The organism is Citrobacter sp. CtB7.12 (assembly GCF_001297795.1).
Taxonomy (GTDB): domain Bacteria; phylum Pseudomonadota; class Gammaproteobacteria; order Enterobacterales; family Enterobacteriaceae; genus Citrobacter_A; species Citrobacter_A amalonaticus.
The window spans coordinates 175306-199536 of record NZ_LIFT01000004.1 but is presented as its reverse complement, the minus strand read 5'-3'; the positions used below and the strand labels follow the sequence as shown (position 1 = coordinate 199536).

General features: G+C 52.8%; 23 protein-coding genes and 1 pseudogene. 6 read left to right on the top strand and 18 right to left on the bottom strand.

The genetic code is table 11. From position 1 onward, the window contains the following. Positions 1-193 precede the first annotated feature (193 nt). Positions 194-1015 carry a 4-hydroxy-tetrahydrodipicolinate reductase gene (gene dapB, locus AOY24_RS07655; protein ID WP_042997990.1) on the bottom strand — a complete coding sequence of 274 codons (822 nt, stop codon included), beginning with the start codon at positions 1013-1015 and terminating at the stop codon, positions 194-196. 133 nt (positions 1016-1148) lie between these two features. After that, a complete protein-coding gene (locus AOY24_RS07650; RefSeq protein WP_044267378.1) occupies positions 1149-2156 on the bottom strand; it encodes a LacI family DNA-binding transcriptional regulator in 1008 nt (335 codons plus the stop codon). 187 nt (positions 2157-2343) lie between these two features. Here AOY24_RS07650 and AOY24_RS07645 point away from each other — a divergent pair, with 187 nt between their 5' ends. From AOY24_RS07645 to AOY24_RS07625, 5 genes are read left to right on the top strand one after another with little or no spacing between them, the layout of a single operon-like run. After that, positions 2344-4089, top strand: a complete 1746-nt coding sequence (locus tag AOY24_RS07645) for a class I mannose-6-phosphate isomerase (RefSeq protein WP_054176434.1) — start codon at positions 2344-2346, stop codon at positions 4087-4089. Between the two features lie 4 nt (positions 4090-4093). After that, positions 4094-4522, top strand: coding sequence for a PTS sugar transporter subunit IIA (locus AOY24_RS07640; protein WP_042997993.1), 429 nt, complete (start codon positions 4094-4096; stop codon positions 4520-4522). Positions 4523-4533: 11 nt separating this feature from the next. Next, positions 4534-5028 (top strand): PTS sugar transporter subunit IIB, encoded by a 495-nt coding sequence (locus AOY24_RS07635; protein WP_042997994.1) that lies wholly within the window; start codon positions 4534-4536, stop codon positions 5026-5028. 10 nt (positions 5029-5038) lie between these two features. Continuing rightward, entirely contained in the window at positions 5039-5839 is an 801-nt protein-coding gene (locus AOY24_RS07630) for a PTS sugar transporter subunit IIC (protein ID WP_042997995.1), read from the top strand. Then, positions 5839-6657 carry a PTS system mannose/fructose/sorbose family transporter subunit IID gene (locus AOY24_RS07625; RefSeq protein ID WP_042997996.1) on the top strand — a complete coding sequence of 273 codons (819 nt, stop codon included), beginning with the start codon at positions 5839-5841 and terminating at the stop codon, positions 6655-6657. The genes AOY24_RS07630 and AOY24_RS07625 overlap by 1 nt, the downstream gene beginning before the upstream one ends. Before the next feature lie 40 nt (positions 6658-6697). Here AOY24_RS07625 and AOY24_RS07620 read toward each other — a convergent pair whose 3' ends face one another. The 9 genes and pseudogenes from AOY24_RS07620 to AOY24_RS25350 form a co-directional block, all read right to left on the bottom strand. Beyond that, positions 6698-7480 (bottom strand): glucose-6-phosphate isomerase family protein, encoded by a 783-nt coding sequence (locus AOY24_RS07620; protein ID WP_042997997.1) that lies wholly within the window; start codon positions 7478-7480, stop codon positions 6698-6700. Beyond that, positions 7473-8036, bottom strand: coding sequence for a glucose-6-phosphate isomerase family protein (locus AOY24_RS07615; protein WP_054176433.1), 564 nt, complete (start codon positions 8034-8036; stop codon positions 7473-7475). The genes AOY24_RS07620 and AOY24_RS07615 overlap by 8 nt, the downstream gene beginning before the upstream one ends. A gap of 98 nt (positions 8037-8134) precedes the next feature. Further along, positions 8135-9049, bottom strand: a complete 915-nt coding sequence (gene rihC, locus AOY24_RS07610) for a ribonucleoside hydrolase RihC (protein ID WP_042997999.1) — start codon at positions 9047-9049, stop codon at positions 8135-8137. 66 nt (positions 9050-9115) lie between these two features. Then, positions 9116-10066: a 4-hydroxy-3-methylbut-2-enyl diphosphate reductase gene (gene ispH, locus AOY24_RS07605; protein ID WP_044255605.1), complete on the bottom strand. Its 951-nt coding sequence runs from the start codon at positions 10064-10066 to the stop codon at positions 9116-9118. 1 nt (position 10067) lies between these two features. Then, entirely contained in the window at positions 10068-10517 is a 450-nt protein-coding gene (gene fkpB, locus AOY24_RS07600; protein WP_042998001.1) for an FKBP-type peptidyl-prolyl cis-trans isomerase, read from the bottom strand. A gap of 122 nt (positions 10518-10639) precedes the next feature. Next, positions 10640-11128, bottom strand: a complete 489-nt coding sequence (gene lspA / locus AOY24_RS07595; protein WP_042998002.1) for a signal peptidase II — start codon at positions 11126-11128, stop codon at positions 10640-10642. Next, on the bottom strand, positions 11128-13944 hold the full coding sequence (gene ileS, locus AOY24_RS07590) for an isoleucine--tRNA ligase (protein ID WP_043001723.1): 2817 nt from the start codon (positions 13942-13944) through the stop codon (positions 11128-11130). The genes lspA and ileS overlap by 1 nt, the downstream gene beginning before the upstream one ends. Before the next feature lie 34 nt (positions 13945-13978). Continuing rightward, the gene (gene ribF, locus AOY24_RS07585) at positions 13979-14917 is read right to left on the bottom strand and encodes a bifunctional riboflavin kinase/FAD synthetase (protein ID WP_042998003.1); all 939 of its coding nucleotides are present in this window, start codon (positions 14915-14917) and stop codon (positions 13979-13981) included. 7 nt (positions 14918-14924) lie between these two features. Further along, positions 14925-15137, bottom strand: a pseudogene (locus AOY24_RS25350) (DUF2575 domain-containing protein); the annotation flags it as partial. Between the two features lie 108 nt (positions 15138-15245). Here AOY24_RS25350 and rpsT point away from each other — a divergent pair. Then, positions 15246-15509, top strand: coding sequence for a 30S ribosomal protein S20 (rpsT, locus tag AOY24_RS07580; protein WP_003018940.1), 264 nt, complete (start codon positions 15246-15248; stop codon positions 15507-15509). 60 nt (positions 15510-15569) lie between these two features. Here rpsT and nhaR read toward each other — a convergent pair whose 3' ends face one another. From nhaR to dnaJ, 7 genes are all read right to left on the bottom strand, one after another. Continuing rightward, a complete protein-coding gene (gene nhaR / locus AOY24_RS07575) occupies positions 15570-16469 on the bottom strand; it encodes a transcriptional activator NhaR (protein ID WP_042998004.1) in 900 nt (299 codons plus the stop codon). Positions 16470-16533: 64 nt separating this feature from the next. Further along, on the bottom strand, positions 16534-17700 hold the full coding sequence (nhaA, locus tag AOY24_RS07570; protein WP_044267366.1) for a Na+/H+ antiporter NhaA: 1167 nt from the start codon (positions 17698-17700) through the stop codon (positions 16534-16536). A gap of 132 nt (positions 17701-17832) precedes the next feature. Further along, positions 17833-19095, bottom strand: a complete 1263-nt coding sequence (locus tag AOY24_RS07565) for a hypothetical protein (protein ID WP_054176432.1) — start codon at positions 19093-19095, stop codon at positions 17833-17835. Positions 19096-19119: 24 nt separating this feature from the next. Continuing rightward, positions 19120-20319 (bottom strand): anaerobic sulfatase maturase, encoded by a 1200-nt coding sequence (locus AOY24_RS07560; RefSeq protein ID WP_082366174.1) that lies wholly within the window; start codon positions 20317-20319, stop codon positions 19120-19122. Between the two features lie 100 nt (positions 20320-20419). Then, positions 20420-21913: a sulfatase gene (locus AOY24_RS07555; protein WP_054176430.1), complete on the bottom strand. Its 1494-nt coding sequence runs from the start codon at positions 21911-21913 to the stop codon at positions 20420-20422. A 20-nt stretch (positions 21914-21933) separates the two neighbouring features. After that, complete coding sequence (locus tag AOY24_RS07550) at positions 21934-22698, bottom strand: outer membrane protein OmpK (RefSeq protein WP_054176429.1); 765 nt, start codon at positions 22696-22698, stop codon at positions 21934-21936. A 352-nt stretch (positions 22699-23050) separates the two neighbouring features. Next, positions 23051-24184 carry a molecular chaperone DnaJ gene (dnaJ, locus tag AOY24_RS07540; protein WP_042998009.1) on the bottom strand — a complete coding sequence of 378 codons (1134 nt, stop codon included), beginning with the start codon at positions 24182-24184 and terminating at the stop codon, positions 23051-23053. Positions 24185-24231: the final 47 nt, after the last annotated feature.

Genomic DNA, 24231 nt, shown 5'->3' with positions numbered 1-24231 from the left:
TACTTCGAAAAAGTAGACCATTTGGTCAAAATTTACATTCAGGCAACGTAAAACAGAGAGAAAAGATAGATTTTTACGCCATTTGTAATGAAAGCAATCTGTAACAGGAAAAATAAAAGGGCAATAAAAATATTGCCCCATGTAATCAATGCATTGAGATTACAATAACCACATCACGAAAGGTAATAATTAACTATAAATTGTTGAGATCAAGGACATCTCGCATATCAAAAAGACCATTTTTCTTTGCACTAACCCAAAGTGCCGATCTCACCGCACCATTGGCAAAAGTCATACGGCTGGACGCTTTGTGGGTGATTTCGACACGTTCGCCGATATCGGCAAACATGGCGGTATGTTCGCCCACAATGTCCCCGGCGCGGACGGTGGCAAAGCCAATTGTTCCCGGCACGCGTTCGCCGGTGTAGCCTTCGCGACTGTAGACGGCGCATTCTTTTAGATCTTTATCCAGCGCATGGGCAATCGCCTCCCCCATCGCCAGCGCGGTGCCTGACGGCGCGTCAACTTTATGGCGGTGGTGCGCTTCAATGATTTCAATGTCGGTATAGTCGCCCATCACCTTCGCCGCCTTTTCCAGCAGCTTAAGCATCACGTTGACACCGACGCTAAAGTTCGCCGCGAAGACAATGCCAATGTCCTGCGCGGCATCGCGAATCGCCTGTTTTCCCGCATCGTCAAAACCGGTGGTGCCAATGACCATCCCTTTGCCATGCTGACGACAAAACGCCAGATGATTCAGCGTGCCTTCCGGACGGGTAAAATCGATGAACACATCGAAATCATCTTTTACTGCCTCAAGGCGACTTTGCACGGTAACGCCGGTTTTCCCGACACCCGCCAGTTCTCCGGCATCGCTGCCCAGCAGTGACGATCCCTCGCGCTCAAGCGCCGCACCAAGCGCAACGCCATCCATCTGCAGCGCTGCCTGAATTAACTGGCGGCCCATACGGCCACCCGCGCCCGCTATCGCGACACGGACCTGTGCATCATGCATAGTTATTCTCTTACGTTAAAATGATGTAAATCGTTTTCAGATTAACCAGCACGTCGTCATGCCGCTAGCCAAAAACGTCGATAATTAGAATTTAATGATAAACAGCGAGAGATATCAGTAAAAGACATGACGATCAGCGAAAACCACATGATTCTCTGACCACCAGTGCCGGAGGCAGAATAATGCGTTTCGCCGGCTCATCGTTCCCCTGAATACGACTGTAAAGTAACTCTCCCGCCTTACGACCAATCTCTTTTGCCGCGACCGACACGGTGGTCAGCGCAGGCTGAACCAACGCCGCTTCGGTAATATCATCGAACCCGACTAATGCAAAGTCGCGCCCGGGTTCACGCCCCATTTTACGTAGCGCCTGCATTACCCCCAATGCCACAATATCCTGATAACACACCGCGGCAGTAATTTGTGGATGTTGCATCAGCAGAGACTCCGCCACTTTCGCGCCATCAATCTGGCTGGCCTGAGTGGCAACGATCCACTGCGGATTCGGTGAAATGCCATATTCCAGTAGTGTGCTGGTAAATCCGCCAATGCGCTGCGCCCGGCTCCCTGAATTCGGGCTGCCGCCGATGAAGGCGATATTTTTGTGCCCCAGTTTAACTAAATGGGTCGTTGCCATTTGCGTCCCGAGAAAATTATCGGTGCCGACAAAATCAAAGTCCGGATCGCTAAGCGGGCGAACCACCATGATAGCGGGAATATTACGCCGTTTAAGCGCTTCAAAGAACGAGGTCGGCGTTTCCCGCGCCGCGCAGAGCACCATACCGCAGGCGTTATTGCGCATCAGGGAATCAACAAACTTTTGCTGGCGCTCGCCGGACTCTTCGCTGTTCGCCAGAAACAACAGCAGATCGTGCCGCTCCATTTCATGACTGAGCCCCGCCGTCATCTCGCCATAAAATGGGTTAGTAATATCATGCAACAAGAGCCCGACCTGATTGCTGCTGCGATTACGCAAATTCGCTGCGGTCTGGTTATAGACATAGCCAGAATCATCCAGCGCTTTAAGTACGCGTTCACGCGTTGCCTGTGAAATACGCCCCCGATTACGCAGTACCATCGACACGGTCGCCGTGGAGACGCCAGCGCGTTCCGCAACCTGCGCCAGGGTAATGGTTGTCATGACTTCTCCTGTTTCTCGCAAAGGTTAATCGAATAACCTCATTAATGTGCCAGTACGTGTGATTTTCATCACGCTGATGGGCTTTTTACCGCCCTGGTTTCTGATTATGGCGGGTTAATCGCGTTAACCACCCTATGAAAATAAGGTTAATCGATTAATCTTTAATTAGCCAACACGGAGAGAGAAAATGCGTACAACCTATAATAAATTCCCTGAGGTTTATGTTCAGGGCTATGACGACGAGGCCTGGCAAGGCTGGGCGTCGGTCCATTCGGTACTTCGCAGCCGGGTTTCTGAATCGCCTAAAACCGTACTGATTATCGATTGTTATCCGGGCGTGCGACTGGATGAGCTGGAGCAACACCTCTTCGCCGCGCTAAACGCCACCGTAGTGATTAATGTTGAATCCGCGCGACGGGATGAGCAGGCGCTGCATGAATTGTTGGCGCGTAATCTGACCGATGACCGCGTCTTTGGCGTTCTCTCCTGTCACCATCTTGATGAGTTTTTTGATCCCGACAAGCTCAACCGGATGCGTCAACAGATTGAAGCCATCCCCGAAGGTCTCGTGGTGGTATATGGGCCAGGCGCGGCGCTGGCGCATCCCGGCGATGTGTTGGTGTATGCCGATCTGCCGCGCTGGGAAATTCAACAGCGTATGCGTCATGACGGTCTCGGTAACTGGGGCGCAAAAAACCAGAATGAAGATATTCTTCGTCGCTATAAACGCGCCTTTTTTATTGAATGGCGGGTCTTTGACCGGCACAAAACGCCGCTGCTCAAACGCGCTGATTATTTGCTGGATACGACGGTCGCAGGCGCGCCCGCAATGGTCAGCGGCGAAGCGCTACGCGCCGGGTTGCAACAAACCACCACGCAACCGTTTCGCGTCGCCCCCTTCTTTGACCCTGGCGTCTGGGGCGGGCAGTGGATGAAACAACAATTCGATCTCGATCCCTCAGCGCCCAACTACGCGTGGTGTTTTGATTGCGTGCCCGAGGAAAACAGCCTGTTACTGCGTTTTGGTCATGTGCGGATCGAGATCCCCTCTCAGGACCTGGTGCTGACGTATCCCCGCGCCCTGCTTGGCGAGAAAGTTCATGCTCGTTTTGGCGCGGAATTTCCGATTCGTTTTGACTTTCTCGATACCATTGGCGGTCAGAACCTGAGCTTCCAGGTTCATCCGGTTACTGAATACATCCAACAGCAATTTGGTATGCACTATACCCAGGATGAGAGTTACTACATCCTTGAAGCAGAGCCAGATGCGGTGGTCTACCTGGGCACAAAAACCGGGATCGTACCAGGCGAGATGCTGGACGATTTACGCGCGGCGGGACGAGGCGAGAAAGCCTTTGATGACGAGCGGTTTGTCAATCAATTCCCTGCCCGTAAGCACGATCATTTTCTCATCCCTGCCGGAACCGTCCATTGCTCAGGCGCCGGGACAATGGTCCTGGAGATCAGTGCCACGCCGTATATTTTCACCTTCAAACTGTGGGACTGGGGGCGTCTGGGTCTGGACGGATTGCCGCGTCCTGTCCATCTTGACCACGGTCAACAAGTCATTGACTGGCAGCGCGATACACAATGGGTTCAAGACAATCTGATCAACCGTATTGAGCCCATCGCTGAAGGGGACGGCTGGCGGGAAGAAAGAACCGGGATGCACGAACGTGAGTTTATCGAAACCCGCCGTCACTGGTTTACTGCCCCAGTGACACACCATACTCAGGGTGGTGTGAACGTTCTGAACCTGGTCGAAGGTGCGCAAGCCGTGGTCGATAGTCCGAGCGGCGCATTTGCTCCCTTCATCGTTCACTATGCAGAGACCTTTATCATCCCGGCAGCCGTTGGGGAATACCGAATTTCACCTTCAGGCGGCAGCGTTGACCAGCCTCTGGCGACGATCAAAGCCTGGGTAAGAGGATAAGCCGATGATCCACATTATTGTTGCCAGTCACGGTCCTCTGGCGGAAGCGCTTCTTACCAGCGGACGCATGGTTTACGGCGAATTACCGCATGTTTACGCCGTGACACTAAGCGAACAGGCCGGTATCGAAGGGTTTAAAACGCGCTTTAGCGAAGTACTGGCACAGGCGGGACAACACGCTGACGGAGTACTGGTGCTCTGCGATATGCAAAGTGGCACGCCGTGGAACGTCGCCTGCCAGCATGCTTTTTCACCACAAACGTTGCCTCCCATCGCCGTTGTGGCAGGAGTGAATCTGCCGATGCTGCTGTTAAGCGAGGAAGTGCTTCCATTCATGGATGTCCATGCCGCAGCCGATACCCTGCTGGCGTTAACTGCCCCCACGTTGACGAAGGCTGCCCCGGTTTTTTCCGTGCAGTCAGATGATTTTTAAAGGAAACCGCTATGAGTATTTCTTTTGTCCGTATCGATGACCGCGTTATTCATGGGCAGCTCGTCACACGTTGGGCCAAAGAGCTGCCCTGCGATGGCATTGTCGCCATTGACGATGCCGTCGCGGCCGATCCCCTGCTCTCCTCGGTGATGAAAGGCGCCGTGCAGGACACCAAAGTCTGGTTGTTTGATACCGCCACCGCGATTGAGAAACTGCCCAAAGTCATCGCCAGTGAGAAACGTTATTTCGTGATTGGCAAATCGCCGGTCACGCTGATGCGCATCGAAGAAGCGGGTATCAGTCTGCACAACGCCAACGGCAAAATTAACGTCGGTCCAATGAGTGCGCGCGCCGACACCACGACAATTGGCCCTAATCAATCAGTCAATGCACAGGAGATCGCCGCCTTTGACTGGCTGACGCAGCGCGGGCATCAGGTTGAATTCCGGCTGGTGCCGGATGCCAGTTGCTACAGCTGGCAGGATGCGCGCCAGAAGCTGAAATAAGGAGCGGACGATGATTATCGAAGCGATGTTGATTGGCATTCTGTGTTATCTCGGCGCCCTCAGCAGCCCCTGGCTGTTGGGACTGACGGGCGGCTGGTATTTAATCACTCGACCGCTGATTTCCGGCACGTTGGTCGGGATTATTCTCGGTGACATGAAAACCGGGATCATGATTGGCGTTGCGGTTCAGGCAGTATATATCGCGATGGTCACGCCCGGCGGCTCAATGCCTGCCGATCTCAACTTTGTGGCTTACCCGGCCATTGCATTGGGGATCCTCTCAGGCAAAGGCCCGGAGGTCGCGGTCGCCTTAGCCGCTACCATCGGGATTGCCGGGACCATCTTATTTAATGCGATGATGGTACTGAACTCTTTCTGGAACCATCGTGCCGATGCGGCACTGGATCGGGGCGATGAGCGGGGAATTTACCTGAACAGTGCCATCTGGCCTCAGGTGACAAACTTTGTCCTGCGTTTTGTGCCCACCTTTATTGCGGTTTACTTTGGCGCACAGTACATCAGCGGTTTTATGGACAGCCTGCCGAAGATGGTGTTGTCGACAATGAACGTACTGGGCGGCATTCTGCCCGCCGTCGGGATTGCAATTCTGCTCAAGCAGATCATCAAAAATTACACCATGTTGATCTACTTCCTCGTCGGTTTCGTCTGCATCGTCTTTTTAAAACTCAACATGGTCGCGCTGGTGATCGTCGGTTCACTGTTGGCGCTGATCCACTATAACTACAAGCCGGAACCGCCGCAGGCTGCAAACGCGACGTCGGTTACCCGCGATGATGAGGATGAATTCTGATGGAAGAACGTACGCTGACCCGTAAAGATCTTCGCCGCTGCTGGCGGGCCTGGATGATGCATAACTTATCGTCGATGAGTTTTGAACGTCTGGAATCTTTTGGATTTTGTCTGAGCATGTTGCCGGTGGCGAAAAAGCTCTATCCCGATGCCGCACAACGAACCGAAATGTTGCGTCGACACGCCTCGTTCTACAATACCGAACCCCAGATTGGCGCCATTGTGAATGGAATGGCGCTGGGGCTGGAAGAGAAAAAAGCGAACGGGGAGCCGATCGACGGAGAGACGATCAACACCCTTAAGGTGGGTTTAATGGGTCCCATTGCCGGGATCGGTGATTCCATGATCCCTGGGATGTTGATCCCCATCCTGCTCAGTATCGGCATGGCGCTGGCGGCAGGCGGCAATATCCTCGGTCCCTTGTTTTATACCGTCGCCTGGCTTGCGATCATCATTCCCGGCTCATGGTTCTTGTTTCTGAAAGGCTACAAAATGGGCTCCGGCTCGGTAGAAATACTGGTGAGCAGCAAGTCCACTCGTCTGCGCGAAGCCTTATCGCTGTTAGGTGTTTTCGTTATGGGGGGCGTCGCAGCCAGCTACGTGAAGCTTGGAACCGGGATGGAGTTTATTACCAAAGATGGTGTGAATATCCATGTTCAGCAGATGCTGGATGGCATTTTCCCGCAATTGCTGCCGCTGGTCGTCGTTCTCGGTACCTGGTATCTGATGGCAAAACGCGGTGTCTCACCGGTAAAAGCGATGGTTTTACTGCTGATACTGGCCGCGCTTGGCGTCGCAACAGGTCTGTTTGCAGGTTAATCGCGAAAAGACGGAACTACCGGGGCAATGCCCCGGTTTTTCATGGATGGAAGTTCTGCCACAGCCCTGCGCATTTATCCGGGCGAGAGATAAACTGAAAGCGCCCCGGGTCGGATATAAATTGCTGATAGATTGGCGCTGAAGTCAGTGAAAACTCCGTATACTGACGAGGCGTGACGGCCTGCAATCGCCCGGCAATATAGCGCGGGTTGTGCTGCCAGATGACGTGGTCACCCTGTAATAACGGATACCACGCCAGCCCTTTATGCGCCCGCACAGCCTCATATTCAAAACCATATTCCCGATCGCACCACGCGCCAAAGGTTAACGGCTCATTCGGATCGGCGGATATCGTCGCATGTCCCCAACCGGGCGGCACCAGCACTTTTTCACCGGGTCCTGCGATCACCGCAAAGCAGCGACCAGGATCGTCCCCAACATATTCCTGCATGTAGATGATCGCTTTCCCCTGCCAGATCTCATACAACTCTGGCGGAGACCACCCGCTGTGCTGACTCACACGATGCACATGTCCCTGACTACGAATCGGTTCTTCACCCAACCGACCCGCGGCATAGGTCACCACACCGAACAACAGCATGCGTTTTTTTAGCTCCTCGCGATCCTGCAGACGCGCCACGTCCATCGCGATAGCGTATACCTCTTCCGGTCCCTCACACTGCGGATCACGCAGCGAAGCACGAATCTGATCGAGTCGGCGAATTTCCGGCATAGGCCCGGTCACGTCATCCCCATAACTGAACCCAAGCGGATGACGATGCACGGTCATATCCAGACCATAAAGAGAGGCAGAGTCAACCATTCTGCACCTCCCTTACCAGAATCTGCTGATTTTCCTCAAAGACCCTGAGGGTGAACCCCTTCGCCAGCGCCGCATAATCATGTCCGGCGATAGCAGGCCAGACAGCAAGCGCGGAGAGCACCTCATTTCCGGTGTTGATTAAGCGGTGTGCGGTAAAACCTGGGATGATATGAATGGATCCGGCGAAAACGTTTTCCAGTCGCGCCTGCCCGTGCTCATTTTGCAGCAGCAAAAGTCCCTTTCCGCGCAGGCCAAAATAGACTTCGCCCTGTTCACGGCGCGCATGGAAATGCCCGCGGGTCATAAAGTATTCACCGCCGACATGTCCGGGATAAAGATGCGTCACGCCCGTATAGAGTTCGCCTTCCGCCGAAGAGGTCGCCAGCATCTCAACGTCATACACCACGTGTTCGCCCGCCAACTGTTGCCGGGCAGGCTCATCGGCAAAAACCTCAATGAGATCCTGAATGCGGGTTGATTTACGTAACAGCGGTCCTTTTGACAACGCGCCACTCGCCCATTCCACCTGCGGTGGCTGGATAAAAGTAAGATTCATATGTGTCTCCGGCCCGAGGAGAACAACAGAATCAGATTAGCAGATTAATCGATTAACCTACCAGTTCCGTCCACAGAGTGCGGTGCGCATCACACTCCTTACGGTGCCAGTGCCAGAACTTCTGCCACCCACTGCTGGAACCCTGCAACATTAATTTCCAGAGCGACCTGCACGTTTGCTGGTCTGTTCATCCGCCCTTCAATATCCACCACGGTCGTCCCGGCGGTATAATCCCCCCGGGTTTCAACCGCGACAAAGCACGGCTTGACGGTAAACAGATCCGGACGCACCAGCCAGGCAATCGCGCAGAGATCGTGCATTCGCACGCCGGTGCGCATTGTCCCGCTGCGATAGTGGCTGAACAAGGCATGTAACATCTTTCCAGTGCGATTGAGGGTGGGCAGCGAAGCCAGATAATCCGGCGTCAACATCGCCTGGTTTGTGACATCCAGCCCACACATCACAATCTCAATGCCACTTTCGAATACGCGCGCTGCGGCTTCCGGATCGACGGCGATATTGAATTCAGCGTTAGGGGTGAAATTTCCCCGTCCGGCAGAACCGCCCATGATCACCAGACGGCGGATGTTGAAGGTGCACTCCGGATAGTGCATCAGCAGCAGCGCAATATTCGTCAGCGGACCAATCGCCACCAGCGTGATCGGCTCCGGGGCGCTGATCAGCGCGTCACGAAGGGCGATAAACGCCGGTTTCGCCAGCGGTTGTCGGTCATGCTCGACAAAATCATAGCCTTCCATGCCGGATTCGCCGTGAACATAGGCGGCATCGCGTAGCGGACGTAACAGCGGCGTGGCGGCCCCCTGGGCGAGGGGAATGTCGGCATTCCAGAAATGCAGCAGTTGCAGGGCGTTGCGGGTGGTCTTTTCCACGGAAACATTACCGGCGACCGTGGTCATCAGTTGCAGATCGAGCTGAGGGGCAAACAGCGCAGCAGCAATCGCCGCAGCATCATCAATGCCCGGATCGGTGTCGAGAATAATGGGCAGACGCATGATTCCTCCATAAAAAAATACCGGGTATCAGACCCGGCATCTTCGCACAGATTAGCGTGAACTAAATCATTCTACTTCACGAACATCCACACGCAGCTCTTTTGGCACTTCGAAGACAATATTCTCTTCGCGGCCTTCCAGCGGAACCGCTTCGCCGCCGCCGAGTTCCTGCAGGCGGGCAATCACGTTTTGCACCAGAATATCCGGCGCGGATGCCCCGGCAGTCACGCCAACGCAGCTGGCATTGTTCACCCACTCTTCCTGAATGTCGGTCGCATCGTCAATCAGAAACGCCGCTTTCCCCATCCGCTGCGCCAGTTCAGCCAGACGGTTGGAGTTCGATGAGTTTTTTGAGCCCACCACCAGCACAACATCCGCCTGCTCCGCCAGCGCGCGCACCGCTTCCTGACGGTTGGTAGTGGCGTAGCAAATGTCATCTTTACGCGGTCCGACGATTTTCGGGAAGCGCTGACGCAGTGCGTCAATCACGTCTGAGGTATCGTCCACGGAGAGCGTGGTCTGGGTCATAAAGGAGAGCTTGCCTTCGTTTTTCACCTTGAGCGAAAAAACATCTTCCGGCGATTCCACCAGGTACATGCCCCCTGCCGGGTTGCTGTACTGCCCCATTGTGCCTTCCACTTCAGGGTGTCCGGCGTGACCAATCAGGATCGACTCTTCGCCACGACGACTGGCGCGCGCCACTTCCATATGCACTTTGGTTACCAGCGGACAGGTCGCATCAAAGACAGTGAGGTCACGGCCTTTCGCTTCGTTGCGCACCGCCTGAGAGACGCCGTGCGCGGAAAAGATCAGGATCGCGCCGTCTGGCACTTCGCTGATCTGCTCGATGAAAATCGCCCCGCGTTCGCGCAGGCTGTCGACCACGTAGCGGTTATGTACCACTTCATGACGAACGTAAATCGGCGCGCCGTAGATGGCCAGCGCGTTTTCAACAATGCTGATAGCGCGGTCTACACCAGCGCAAAAACCGCGCGGGTTGGCCAACAGGATCTGCATGTTACGCCTCCAGTGCCGGATCGACTTCCAGCACTTCAATATCAAAATGAACGGTATGCCCGGCCAGCGGATGGTTAAAATCGACGGTGATCGAGTCACCGTTGATTTCGCGGATCACACCAGGCATCTCACTGCCGTCCATTGCGGTAAAGAGCATAATAGCCCCGATTTCAGGTTCGCCGGCGTCCATAAATTCGCGGCGCGAGAAATACTGAATCAGGTCAGGCGTCGTGATGCCAAACGCGGCATCCGGCTCCAGGGAAAAAGTGGTTTTATCGCCGTCTTTCAGTCCGAGAAGATGTTGCTCCAGTCCTTCAGACAGAGAGCCATCCCCCAGGCGAAAAAGCGCGGGCTTGCCGTTATTACGGGTTGACTCTGCGGTGGAGCCATCGTCGAGTTTTAAGGTGAAGTGCACCAGCACCGCACTGTTACTCTGTACTGATTTAGACATGCAGGTTGCTCACTTGTTGTGACTCACCAGTTAGCCCGATGGCACTTGCACTTATCGGGCCTACAAGGATCGCGCTATTTTATAGGCCGGATAAGGCGATTACGCCACCATCCGGCACTGTATTACGCCTGCTTTTTCGGCAGGAATCCTTCCAGGACTATCATTGCGGCGCCGATACAGATCGCACTATCGGCGAGGTTAAACGTAGCAAAATGCCAGTCCCCGACGTAGAAATCGATCATATCGACCACGAAACCATGCCACAGGCGGTCGAACAGGTTCCCCAGCGCGCCGCCAATGATTAGCGCATACGCGATATTATTCAGCTTTTGCGTCGCGCTGGAGCGATACATCATCACCGCCAGAATGACACAGATACCGATCGCGATACCGGCAAAGAACCAGCGCTGCCAGCCGCCGCTATCGGCGAGGAAGCTAAATGCCGCACCATAGTTACGCGCATAATGCAGATTAAGCGACGGGAACAGCGGCACCGTATCCCCCAGAGCAAAATTCTGGAGGATCAGGTACTTGCTGCCCAAATCGATAATCAGCACGACTACCACCAGCCACAGCCAGCGTAGCCCTGTTGAACAAAGAGGCTTACTCATCAGGCAAACTTACGTTTTTCGCCATCACCGGCGATGTTGCTGACACAGCGTCCGCAAATTTCTGCGTGTTCCGCTACCTTGCCGACATCCGTCGTGTAATGCCAGCAACGCGGGCACTTATCACCTTCGGCTTTACTCAGGGCGATTTTCAGCCCTTTGAGCAGTTCGCTCTGCTGCGCATCTGCAGGAGCCCCGGCATAGTCAGCGACTTTCGCCCCGGAGGTCAACAGGACAAATCGTAATTCATCGCCCAGTGCGGTCAGCTTCGCAGCCAGTTCAGGTTCGGCGTACAGGGTGACTGCCGCTTCCAGAGAACCGCCCACTTTCTTATCCGCACGCGCCTGTTCGATCACTTTGTTCACTTCGCCACGCACTTTCAGCAGCTCGTCCCAGAAGCTATCGTTCATCGCTTCGCTGTCCGCCAGACCAAACAAGCCTTCGTACCACTCACCGGTGAAGACATACTGCTCACGAGAACCCGGCAGGTAGCCCCAGATTTCATCTGCGGTGAAGGACATGATCGGCGCCATCCAGCGTACCAGCGCTTCCGCGATATGGTACAGCGCGGTCTGACAGCTGCGACGCGCCCGGCTTTCCGCTTTCGCGGTGTACTGACGGTCTTTGATGATGTCGAGATAGAACGACCCCATTTCGACGGAGCAGAAACGCATCAGGCGCTGTACCACTTCGTGGAAATCGTAGGCTTCGTACGCTTTCAGAATGTCTTCCTGCGCCGCTTTCGCGCAGCCCACCGCCCATCTGTCCAGTACCACCATCTCTTCCGGTTTCACCATGTCTTTAGCCGGATCAAACCCGTTCAGGTTCGCCAGCAGGAAGCGCGCGGTGTTACGGATACGACGATAGCTGTCGGCAGCACGTTTGAGGATCTCATCCGATACCGCCATTTCACCAGTGTAGTCGGTTGATGCCACCCACAGACGCAGAATGTCAGCGCCCAGTTTGTTCATCACATCCTGCGGCGAAACGGTGTTACCGATAGACTTGGACATCTTGCGGCCCTGACCATCGACGGTAAAACCGTGCGTCAGTACCTGGCGATACGGCGCTTTGCCTTTCATCGCGGTAGAGATCATCAGAGACGACATGAACCAACCACGATGCTGGTCGGAGCCTTCCAGATACATATCCGCAGCATGACCGGCGAACTCCGGGCGGACATCCACGACGGAGGAGTGCGTTGAACCAGAGTCAAACCAGACGTCCAGGGTATCCGGCACTTTCACGTACTGATCGGCTTCGTCACCCAGAATGTCTTTCGGGTCGAGATCCCACCAGGCCTGAATACCGTCAACTTCAACGCGTTTTGCCACTTCTTCCATCAGTTCGATGGCGCGCGGGTGCAGCTCTTCAGTGTCTTTGTGAACGAACAGAGACATCGGCACGCCCCAGGTACGCTGACGGGAGATACACCAGTCAGGACGGTTCGCTACCATTGATTCGATACGCGCCTGGCCCCAGTCCGGGATCCACTGCACGCCTTTGATCTCTTTCAGAGACTGCTCGCGCAGACCTTTCTGATCCATGCTGATGAACCACTGCGGGGTTGCACGGAAGATGATAGGTGATTTGTGACGCCAGCAGCACGGATAGCTGTGCTGCATTTTCTCAACGTGCAGCAGCGCGCCTTTTTCGGTCAGCAGCGCAACCACAATATCGTTCGCTTTAAAGACGTTCACACCGTCCAGTGTCGGATAAGTACCCGGCAGATAAGCGCCGTCCGGACCTACCGGGTTAGCAACTTCCAGACCGTATTTCTGGCCGATGACATAGTCATCCGGACCATGGCCTGGCGCGGTATGTACCGCGCCAGTACCGGCATCCAGCGTCACGTGATCGCCGAGGATCGCCGGAACGTCGAAACCCATAAACGGATGGGTAAAGCGCAGCAGTTCAAGCTCCGCCCCTTTTACGGTGGCGAGAACGGTATAATCTGTCGCGCCAATGCGCTGCATCACGCTTTCAACCAGATCTTTTGCCAGGATCACCGCCTGACCGTCGATTTGTACCAGCGCGTAGTCAAAGTCCGGCGCCACGGAAATCGCGCGGTTTGCCGGCAGCGTCCACGGTGTGGTGGTCCAGATGACCAACGAGATTGGCCCGTTGACATTCGCCACGCCAAATTTTGCCTTCACCGCGTCCTGATCCGCAGCAACAAAGGCCACGTCGATCGACGGAGAGGTTTTGTCGTAGTATTCCACTTCCGCTTCTGCCAGCGCAGAACGGCAGTCTACGCACCAGTGCACCGGTTTCGCGCCTTTATGCAGATGACCATTACCGATGATTTTGCCCAGCGCGCGGATGATGTTGGCTTCCGTTTTGAAGTCCATCGTCAGATACGGATGCGACCAGTCGCCGAGCACGCCCAGACGGATAAAGTCTTTACGTTGCCCATCAACCTGAGTTGCAGCGTACTCACGGCACTTCGCACGGAACTCCGCCGCGGTGAATTTTTCGCCCGGCTTGCCGAATTCCTGCTCCACTTTCAATTCGATCGGTAGACCGTGACAGTCCCAACCCGGAACGTAAGGCGAGTCATATCCCGCGAGTCCTTTGGACTTCACGATAATGTCTTTCAGAATCTTGTTAACCGAGTGACCAATATGAATGCTGCCATTCGCATAAGGAGGGCCATCATGCAGAATGAAGGTTTTTTTGCCTTTTTTGGCCGCACGAATGATGCCGTACAGGTCATCATCAGTCCAACGCGCCAGCATTCCCGGTTCACGCTTGGCGAGATCGCCGCGCATCGGGAACCCTGTTTCCGGCAAATTCAGGGTTGATTTATAGTCACTCATCAGATTCTCGGTTCCGTATTGATTACCCAGGCCTTTAAGCCGGTTTTGATAGCCCAAAAAAATCACGGGCAGTTAATTCATCTCGCGCAATCTGCGCTTTGAGTTCATCCAGCGAAGCAAATCGCTGTTCATTGCGTATTTTTTTACGCAGCACTACATCTATATGGCGACCATAGAGGTCCATTGCAACATCCAGCAGATGCACTTCCAGTTGCTGGCGCACGCCCGAAACCGTCGGACGGGTCCCGATGTTCGCCACGCCGGGCAATGGCTTCTCGCCAAGCCCCATCACTTCTACCGCATAGACCCCTTTTACCGGGGAAACCTGACGACGCAGCGGTAAGTTTGCCGTCGGGAAACCAATGGTGCGCCCGAGTTCATCACCGTGTACAACACGGCCTGAAATGGTAAACGGATGGCCCAACAGGCTTTCAGCGAGGGCCAGGTTGTCCTGTGCCAGCGCCTGACGCACGGCGGTACTGCTGATACGCACGCCGCCTTCGCAGAAGGTTTGGGTGCTGGTAATATCGAAACCATATTCCACACCCGCCTTCTGTAATAACAAGAAATCGCCTTCGCGACCAGCGCCAAAGCGGAAATCATCCCCCACCGCGAGAAATTGCACCCCAAGACGATTCACCAGCAGTTCGCTGATAAAGGTCTGTGCCGTCAGGGCGGCGAAACGGCGGTCAAAGCGCACGCACAGCACGTAATCGACGCCGCATTGCGCGAGATAACGCAATTTTTCACGCAGGCGGGTCAGCCGCGCAGGGGCTTTGTCTGTCGCAAACAGTTCGAGCGGCTGTGGCTCAAAAATCATCACCATCACCGGTAAGCCACGCCTGCGCCCTTCTTCCTGCAAACCTTGCAGCAGCGCACGATGACCACGATGCACGCCGTCGAAATTACCAATAGTCAGCACACACCCGTGTGGGGCCTGACTGAGATTATGTATGCCGCGTATCAGCTTCATGTCTGGCTCAAAACAGTGAAAATCGCCAAAGTATACCTTGTACGGCGGTCAAGGTTAACCGGCGATTGATGTGGCGAAACAGAAAGCAGATGGATTTCATTACCCTGAGGCAAATACCGACCACAAACTGACAAAGCAATTCAATTTTTATCGCTGAAAAGCTGTATTCACAGACCGCAAGCTGGTAGAATCCTGCGCCATCACTACGTAACGAGTGCCGCTAGATTAACGGCGCTTATTTGCACAAATCCATTGACAAAAGAAGGCTAAAAGGGCATATTCCTCGGCCTTTGAATTGTCCATATAGAACACATTTGGGAGTTGGACCTTGGCTAATATCAAATCAGCTAAGAAGCGCGCCGTTCAGTCTGAAAAGGCTCGTAAGCACAACGCAAGCCGTCGCTCTATGATGCGTACTTTCATCAAGAAAGTATACGCAGCTATCGAAGCTGGCGACAAAGCTACTGCACTGAAAGCATTTAACGAAATGCAACCAATCGTGGACCGTCAGGCTGCTAAAGGTCTGATCCACAAAAACAAAGCTGCACGTCATAAAGCTAACCTGACTGCACAGATCAACAAACTGGCTTAATCGCCTGTTGATTGTTGCTTTGTGAAAAAACCCGCGCAAGCGGGTTTTTTTATGTCTGGACTATTTGTTCTGGGGCGTAAATAACGCCGAATAGTTCGTATTACAGATACGCTGTACCGCCGGATGCTGAATCATCCTCTCAGCAAAGATGGCATGGTATTCCTCCATCACATTCTCCACGCGACCGATTTCGACCACCGAATCGTCTGCGTAAAAGTCATGCGCATAGAGCGTCGGGGCCACGAAAATCGCGTTGTGCGTTGCGCCAAAGGCTTTCATCAATGCGGCGTCATCGAACTCTCCCAGAATCTCGACCTTCAACCCCTGGGAATTAATCCAGTTCAGCAACTTGCGTCCTAACATCGAACGCCGGCCGGGGATCAGCAAACGTCGCTCTTCCAGACAGGCCGGGAAGGATTTTTCCGGTAACGGCTGGGTACACCAGAAGCTCACGCTACACTCGCCAATCTTCACCGAAAACAGCCCTTCCTGTTGCGTCGAGTCAATCGGGCAATCCGAGATAATCATATCCAGCTTATGCTGGCTGAGCTGTTCCAGCAGCATTTCGTGGGTTGATTCAAAACAGCGCAGGTGGATCTGTTCCCCTTCAACGACGGCGGCATCCAGTACGTTGCTGACCAGTCGCTTCGACAGCGCATCCGCCACCCCCACATCAAATAACAGATTGGACTCTTTGCGGTAGTTCACGATATCCAGCATCTCCTGGCTGAGAGTAAACATTTTATCCGCATAGCGAAAAACCAGCTCACCGAGCTCGCTGGGCTCCAGACCTCGCCCCTTACGCTTGAAGAGTTTGCCCTGCAGGCGTTCCTCAAGCGCTTTAATCTGTCCGGTGATAGTTTGCGGCGTTAAATAAAGCGCTTCCGCCGCACCGACCACGGACCCCTCCTTATAGACGTGCCAAAAGTAATAGAGATGGTTGTAATTAATGTGGGACATACACTCTCTCTGATAAATATCACAAAGGGGGAGCCGAACGAGGCTCCCCTGCTAACTCGCCCAATCAGACTGACGGGCGTAAACGTGCGCGCAGCAAGCTGTAGCCAATCACCGCTGACAGCAAGGAGCCAATCAGGATCCCCAGCTTCGCCCAGTTAATCAGCTCCGGATCCACGCTGCCAAAGGCCAGGCTGGCGATAAAGATCGACATCGTAAAACCAATGCCGCACAGGATGCCGACCGCCATGATTTGCGGGAATGAGGTTCCTTCCGGCAGTTGCGCCAGCTTCAGACGCAGCGCCAACCAACAGAACAGGCTGATCCCCAGCGGCTTACCTACCAGCAGGCCCGCAATAATGCCGAGCGGCAGAATGGACGTCAGTCCGTCCATCGTCACGCCCTGTAATGAAACGCCCGCATTGGCAAAAGCAAACAGCGGCAGGATCAGATACGCCACCCACGGATGCAGAACATGTTCCAGACGCTTTGCCGGGGAACGCCCGTGTTTCTCTTTCAATGGAATGAAAAAGCCGACGATCACCCCTGCCAGCGTCGCATGGACGCCGGATTTCAGCACCGCGGTCCACAGTATTGCGCCAATGAGGATGTACACCCCCGTGCGCCGGACGCCGCACAGATTCAGAATCGCCAGCAATGCTATGGCGAACGCCGCAACGCCCAGCGAAACCATCGACAGATCGTTGGTATAAAACAGAGCAATAATGACTATCGCGCCGAGATCGTCGATTATCGCCAGCGCCATCAGGAAAATTTTCAGCGCCAACGGCACCCGACTGCCGAGCAGCGCCAGAACGCCCAGCGCAAACGCAATATCCGTGGCGGCCGGGATCGCCCAGCCTTCGCGAGTGAGCGGATCGGCATAGTTAAAGGCCAGGTACAGCAGCGCCGGGACAATCATTCCGCCGATGGCGGCAATCACAGGGAAAGCCGCCTGACGCAGACTCGCCAGTGAGCCCTGCATCAGCTCACGCTTAACCTCAAGGCCAATCAACAGGAAAAACACCGCCATCAGGGCGTCATTGATCCATAACAGCATGTTTTTATTGATCTCAAGCGCACCAACGCGCAGTTGGACAGGCGTCTCGAGAAAGGCGTGGTACCATCCACTGGTTACACCCATGTTGGCCATCAGCATGGCCAGTGCGGCGGCGATGATAAGAATGATGCCCCCAGAGGCATCACTGCTGAAGAAACGATGCAGATGTTTCACTTTTTATTCTCTCTATAAGGTGAATACTTCGTAATTACTATCATACTCCTCACAACTCATCGTTAAAATTAGATTATATATGGTCAAACAATCGGTTTTTTCGAGTGAATTATGTCATGAAGTATGACGGAATCAGCGATCGTACTGTTCGTTGCACAGACGATTGAAGGTGTAGCGGAGGTAGTCCAGCGTGGCGGTGACATTGGCTGGGGACATACGATTAAGCTGCGGTAGAAACGGATGATTATTGATGTATTGAATGAACGCCGTTGCGCCAGCAAGCGTGGCATAGCGCAACATGCTCGTTTTTTTAGTACCGGTGAGATTACATATCGCCAGTGCATAATCCCGGGTAGAAAAGGTGCGCCAGACATTGTTACGAATACCGCCACTCTGAAACATTCGGTACGGAATGTCGTTTTGCCGCGCTGAACACCCTCTTTCTCTCACAAAGGAAATATGGCAACGGCCTTGCTGAACATGCTGCAAATTCGCCATCAGGCATCCACCAAAGATAAAACATTCCTGTTCTATGTAATGTTGAACGTTGAGGGAACGTTCATCCGTCAACGCTTTCACTAACTCAAAATGTCGGTAAGCAGGCAGAACCGGTTTGACCAACATCCCTGGATCGTTTTTATGCAGCGACGCGGGGCCATAGTCCACATCGAATAAGATATTGCGGCGCATGATGATCAGCTCTTTACGCTGGACGAGATGCGTTAATGTGCCGGGTGCTAGGCGCTCTTCATAATAAGATGTGTACCGGTATTCGTCTTCTACAGGCAGCGTTGAATAATTCGTGGTGACGGCAATCACCCTGCCACTGTTCTCCTCTGCCGTGACCAGAACATACAAACAGCCGTCGCCGCCGTTAAACTTTACCCGAAAAGCACGGGTACTCATGATTAAATCCAATTTTTGGAAAATATACGCACGTTCCACCTGATTCGACTGGCGGGATAATTTTTGTAATAGCCGGTTCAGGCCCGTGCTATCGAGCGTTAACGAGGTACGAATATCTGCCAGCGAGTGTCCTTCTTGAATAAGCCTGGCGAGCGCTTCCTGGCGAGGATCGGTTTTATCCCCAACGGGAGAAATAAAAGTTTTATGGCACTGGAGACAATAGAGCCGCGGCGCTCCCTGAGCGGAAAAGCCATATTTCTTTAATGTGGCCCCTCCACAGCCCGGGCAAACTTTAATCAGACCTGACCATAGCTGATTAGCCGATTGGCGAAAAAGGTTCAGTGAACGTTCAGAAATCAGAGGGAACAAAAATCCACACGCACGACACAGGACATATTTCCCCTGCACCGAATAGTCAGGGCTATTCAACACGCCGAGGTTTTTACAGCCTGACGTTTTGCATGCATCGACATTAATACGTGAAAACATATTCACTCCCTGCGAATATCGCCTTCAAGCGAATAACGATTTTATCTCTGAAGGTGAAATACCTTTTTCATAGAGCGCTTTCATTGATTTCATTGCGGGTGCGGTGTGGGCAAAAAAGGCCTGGTAGCCCGCGCACAGGTAGTTTTGTGCAAAAGAGCCGAAGTCGGTCGGCAAAAAGCGGTGCTTAGGACAGCCGCCGTGACAGGCAAACTGCCACGGACAGGAATGGCACTCCTGCGCCATGGTTCGACGCTTCTCATCGCCAAACCGCATATTTTGCTCACTGTTATTCATCGCACGCAGTGTCGTGTTCTTAATATTTCCCAACGCGTACTGCGGATAAACAAAGTGATCGCAGTTATAGACATCACCGTTCATTTCCATTGCAAAAGCACTGCCACACGTTGGAGAAAATACGCATACCTGCGGCGGCAACCCACACCAGGCCGCCAGCGTCTGCTCAAATAACTGTATACCGATATCGCCAATATCCTGACGGAGCCAGATATCAAAAATGGCATTAAGAAACTGGCCAAATGCCAGGGATTCAACAGACCATGGCATTACTTCGGCTTGCTTATCCGCAGGCGTCGCCAGCATCGAATTATTACTGGCAGACCTTCGTTCGATCAGTGGAATAAACTGCATATAGCGACTCCCGATACTTTTCAGAAACTGATAGACCAGGAGTGGATGGTGCATATTCGTGCCGTTCACCACCGTGAGCGTATTAAATTCAACATCATGGCGCACCAGACATTGAAGCGCCCGGACAACGTTAGCATGCGTCGATTTGCCGGCACGCGTCACCCGCCATTCATCATGCAATGCAGCATCACCATCAATAGAGATGCCGACCAGAAAATCCTGTTGCCTGAAAAAACGCGCCCATGCATCGTCGATCAAAATGCCGTTCGTCTGAAAGGTATTAATGATTGTTTTTCCGGCCGCATAACGCTGCTGGAGTTCAACGGCCCGCCGATAAAACGCAATCCCCATCAGCGTAGGCTCTCCTCCCTGCCACGCAAAAATAACGTCATCCACATCCTGTGCGGCGATATGCTGTTTGACGAATAATTCAAGCATCTCATCTGACATTCTGTAATGACTTTTTCTATCGGGATAGAGCTTCTCTTTCTCCAGATAAAAACAGTATTTACAGTCCAGATTGCAGACCGATCCTGTTGGTTTCACCATGACCTGACAGCTTTTTCTTTGCATCACCCTTCAGCCCTATTAATAAAAGGACCTGATTCAGCACGATGTACTGAATCAGGCGGGCAGCGCCCTAAGTGGCATACTTACTGTTCTTATTATTCGTCCATTAACTCCAGGTAACCGGTGTCGGTTTATCACCGCGAGCCTTCATTAAAGAATCATTATCAATGTTCTGTTTATATTTCAGGAATTCGCCATACATTCTTTTTTCGATTTCAGGCTGTTTACCCAACTGATTAAGCGTCTCGGAACGATCCTTTTTCAGGTTATAGAGATACTTGGGTTTATTTTCACGATCGATGATCATTTTCCAGTCGCCATCCCGAATCGCCCATTCATCGGTCGGATCATCCTGTAAAGGCATATCAATACCAAAGATCATCGGTTTTTCGCGTTTTAAGGTTTTATGCGCCAGTACGGGAGCCAGGGATTGCCCGTCATAAGTACGATCGGTTGGCAGTTTAAAATTCATCATGCTTGCCAGCGTCGGCAGCCAGTCAAGACCGTAAGCCGGTGTATCCGTGACCATTCCCTGTGGAAGATGATTGCCATACTTAATGATTGCCGGAACACGAATCCCACCTTCCCACAGGTTATCTTTACGGCCACGTAACCCATCCGTCTCACCCGCGAGATTCAGTTCATATATTTTACGCGCCTCACGCGTCACCGGGCCGTTATCGCTGGTAAAAATCACAATGGTGTTCTCTTCTTCACCCATTGCTTTTATCTTATCCAGCACTTTACCGACCTGGGCATCCAGGTAACTGATGTTCGCGTAATATTCTCCCGTGCCGCGCCAGGGTTTATCCGCCCAGTCACCGTAGAACTCCTCCGGATGCTGTTTCTGATAAGCGCTCATATACTGCGAATACATATCGAGGTATTTTTTCGGAGAAGCCAACGGGCTGTGGACCTCCGTAAAGGCGACATACAAGAAAAACGGATTATCATCTTTTTTGTTATCCAGCCAGTTAACCGCTTCTGAACTGACCAGTTCACCGCTGTAAGTTTCCGCTCGACCAATGGGTTTGCCATTACGCAAAAATCCGGTCGGATACACCATGCCGTTACGCGGTCGTTCTTTTGCATTATCTAACGTGGAATCTGTCACGAACCCCGCCGCATTCACCAGACTGTAGTCAAAGCCCATATCTTTTGCCTGCGGCTGATCGGTACGCTCACTTCCCGCATTGAGGTGTAATTTCCCCATCATCGCCGTGTCATAACCCTGCTGCTTTAACAGGTTGGCAATCGTCAGTTCGTTACGGCCCAGTGCGACATTTTTTCCTTCCGGGATCCAGGAGCGGATCCCGGTGCGAAATGGCATTCGTCCGGTTAATAACCCGGCCCGAGAAGGAGAACACAACGGAGCGGGCGCATAGTAGTCGGTGAATTTCACCCCGTCCTGCGCCAGTTTGTCGATATTAGGAGTTTTTACGATTTGATGTCCATAAGTGGCCAAATCACCATAGCCCAGATCATCAGCCATAATAATGACCAGATTAGGCCGTTTATCCAACGCCGCCTGCACGGTTTGCAATGTGCTTCCGGCACATAACGCCAGACCAATCATACTGGCAACGATTGTTCTTTTCATTTCAACTCCTTTGCCTTTTATTAAAATTCATATCCGACCATATAAATCATCTGGTCACCGAAACCGTCGTAACCTAATTTATTTTCGAAATAACGCCAGGTGACCGTCGCCTTCCAGCAGGGATAGAATTTCCATGCCAGCGTCAGACCGCCATTAATGCCATAGTCACCATATTGCTGTTCCGCGTAAGCGTTATTGCGATCGAATTCAATTTCATTCCAGTTTGAGAGAACGAATTTCTCCTCAAGAAGCGTAAAATTATAGGCCGCAGTCCATCCCAGCACATAACCGTTCCAGCCACTGGTTTGCCCGTATTTCTGCGAAACATAATCGCCAGATTGATTATTTAATCCAATATACGGTTTAAAGAACCCCCAATTACCTGTCCAGCCGAGATAGCCCAGGCCATAAAACATATCAAGGTCATCGCCCCAGGTGTTTTCCCACTGACCATAAAGTTTGCCGAAGAAGGTATAGTTGGAATCAAACAGGCGGACATGGGTCATGGCTGATACCGTATGGTTACGCCCGGCAACAGAGTGATTTAAGACATTGCTTTCATAAAATGAATAAAACTCAGCCTCTTTAAAATTGATACCGAAATCTGCTGTCGCTTTCCAGACTTCGCCACGATGAACATTGACAAACCCGCTATTCCAGTCAGCATAACCCGCATTAATTGAACCGAACGCATTTTTATATTCCAGCGCCTGCGCGGAGTGGCTAAAAAGAGAAGGCGCAGCCAGCACCAGACTGGTTAATAATACGTTTTTTATCCGAGGCATTTAATCTATTCCTCATAGCTATATTTTATTCCGCAGTAAAACCCCTTTACCACGGCGACAAATACTAACTGAACAGAATCGAAGAAGAGTGATGTAAATCTAACATCAGAAGATGTTAAAGCCTGCCAAAAACAAGGTGTCAAAAAATGTTGTTTTAGAGATGCTAAGTCCATCACTTTTAATAAAGACTCATCTATTATTTTATTCTGGTGCCGTATACCTGTTTATTCAGCTTGTTATAAAAATCACATTCATTTTTATAAACAAACAGTGGGGTCCAGATAATAAAAAACCGGTATCCCCTCACAGGGAATACCGGTTTTTACTCAATGAGAACGTCGTTAGCCAGTGATTAGCGGGTCAAATCGTCAAAGAACTTTTTCACACCGTCAAAGAAACTCTTGGAGCGCGGGCTGTTATTTTCGCCGGTTGGGCCGCCAAAGCTTTCCTGCAGGTCTTTCAGCAGTTGTTTCTGCTTCTCGTTCAGACCGACCGGTGTTTCGACCACGACGCGGCACAACAAATCGCCCTGCGCGCCACCACGGACTGACTTCACGCCTTTGCCACGCATGCGGAACAGTTTTCCGGTCTGCGTTTCGCTGGGCACTTTCAGCTTCACGCGGCCATCCAGCGTCGGAACTTCAATCTCACCGCCAAGTGCAGCCATCGCAAAGTTAATCGGCACTTCACAGTACAGGTTGTTACCTTCACGTTCGAAGATCGGGTGCTGTTTCACCTGAACCTGAACGTACAGGTCCCCTGCCGGTGCGCCGTGCTCGCCAGCTTCACCTTCGCCTGAAAGACGAATGCGGTCGCCGGTATCCACGCCAGCCGGGATTTTAACCGACAGCGTTTTGCTCTTCTCGACGCGACCATGGCCGTGGCACTTGTTGCACGGATCTTTGATCAGCGTACCGCGTCCCTGACAGTGCGGACAGGTTTGCTGAACCGCGAAGAACCCCTGGCGCATCTGCACCTGACCGGAACCATGACAGGTCGGACAGGTCTGCGGCTGAGTCCCCGCTTTCGCGCCACTGCCGTGGCAAACATCACACTCTTCCAGCGTCGGAATGCGGATCTCTTTGGTCACGCCACGTACGGCTTCTTCCAGGGTGAGATCCATGTTGTAACGTAAATCGGCCCCACGCGCAGCACGTTGACGACCCCGACCACCGCCAAAGATATCGCCAAAAACGTCACCAAAGATATCGCTGAAGTCAGCGCCGCCGCCAAAACCGCCGCCGCCACCCATACCGCCTTGCTCAAACGCAGCATGTCCGTACTGGTCGTAAGCGGCGCGTTTTTGCGAGTCGGTCAGGACTTCATACGCTTCTTTGATCTCTTTAAACTTGGCTTCGGCCTCTTTATCACCCTGATTACGGTCTGGGTGAAATTTCATGGCCAGGCGCTTGTAGGCCTTTTTGATTTCACGCTCTTCCGCTGATTTGGAAACGCCTAAAATCTCGTAATAGTCTTGCTTAGCCATCTCTTTTTATCTGCCCTTAACATGCGTGCACGGGCGGAGAGGAAACC

Coding starts and splice junctions, on each gene's coding strand:
- dapB (WP_042997990.1), bottom strand. CDS start 1,015: ATGCATGATGCACAGGTCCGTGTCGCGATAGCGGGCGCGGGTGGCCGT.
- AOY24_RS07650 (WP_044267378.1), bottom strand. CDS start 2,156: ATGACAACCATTACCCTGGCGCAGGTTGCGGAACGCGCTGGCGTCTCC.
- AOY24_RS07645 (WP_054176434.1), top strand. CDS start 2,344: ATGCGTACAACCTATAATAAATTCCCTGAGGTTTATGTTCAGGGCTAT.
- AOY24_RS07640 (WP_042997993.1), top strand. CDS start 4,094: ATGATCCACATTATTGTTGCCAGTCACGGTCCTCTGGCGGAAGCGCTT.
- AOY24_RS07635 (WP_042997994.1), top strand. CDS start 4,534: ATGAGTATTTCTTTTGTCCGTATCGATGACCGCGTTATTCATGGGCAG.
- AOY24_RS07630 (WP_042997995.1), top strand. CDS start 5,039: ATGATTATCGAAGCGATGTTGATTGGCATTCTGTGTTATCTCGGCGCC.
- AOY24_RS07625 (WP_042997996.1), top strand. CDS start 5,839: ATGGAAGAACGTACGCTGACCCGTAAAGATCTTCGCCGCTGCTGGCGG.
- AOY24_RS07620 (WP_042997997.1), bottom strand. CDS start 7,480: ATGGTTGACTCTGCCTCTCTTTATGGTCTGGATATGACCGTGCATCGT.
- AOY24_RS07615 (WP_054176433.1), bottom strand. CDS start 8,036: ATGAATCTTACTTTTATCCAGCCACCGCAGGTGGAATGGGCGAGTGGC.
- rihC (WP_042997999.1), bottom strand. CDS start 9,049: ATGCGTCTGCCCATTATTCTCGACACCGATCCGGGCATTGATGATGCT.
- ispH (WP_044255605.1), bottom strand. CDS start 10,066: ATGCAGATCCTGTTGGCCAACCCGCGCGGTTTTTGCGCTGGTGTAGAC.
- fkpB (WP_042998001.1), bottom strand. CDS start 10,517: ATGTCTAAATCAGTACAGAGTAACAGTGCGGTGCTGGTGCACTTCACC.
- lspA (WP_042998002.1), bottom strand. CDS start 11,128: ATGAGTAAGCCTCTTTGTTCAACAGGGCTACGCTGGCTGTGGCTGGTG.
- ileS (WP_043001723.1), bottom strand. CDS start 13,944: ATGAGTGACTATAAATCAACCCTGAATTTGCCGGAAACAGGGTTCCCG.
- ribF (WP_042998003.1), bottom strand. CDS start 14,917: ATGAAGCTGATACGCGGCATACATAATCTCAGTCAGGCCCCACACGGG.
- nhaR (WP_042998004.1), bottom strand. CDS start 16,469: ATGTCCCACATTAATTACAACCATCTCTATTACTTTTGGCACGTCTAT.
- AOY24_RS07565 (WP_054176432.1), bottom strand. CDS start 19,095: ATGTTTTCACGTATTAATGTCGATGCATGCAAAACGTCAGGCTGTAAA.
- AOY24_RS07555 (WP_054176430.1), bottom strand. CDS start 21,913: ATGAAAAGAACAATCGTTGCCAGTATGATTGGTCTGGCGTTATGTGCC.
- AOY24_RS07550 (WP_054176429.1), bottom strand. CDS start 22,698: ATGCCTCGGATAAAAAACGTATTATTAACCAGTCTGGTGCTGGCTGCG.
- dnaJ (WP_042998009.1), bottom strand. CDS start 24,184: ATGGCTAAGCAAGACTATTACGAGATTTTAGGCGTTTCCAAATCAGCG.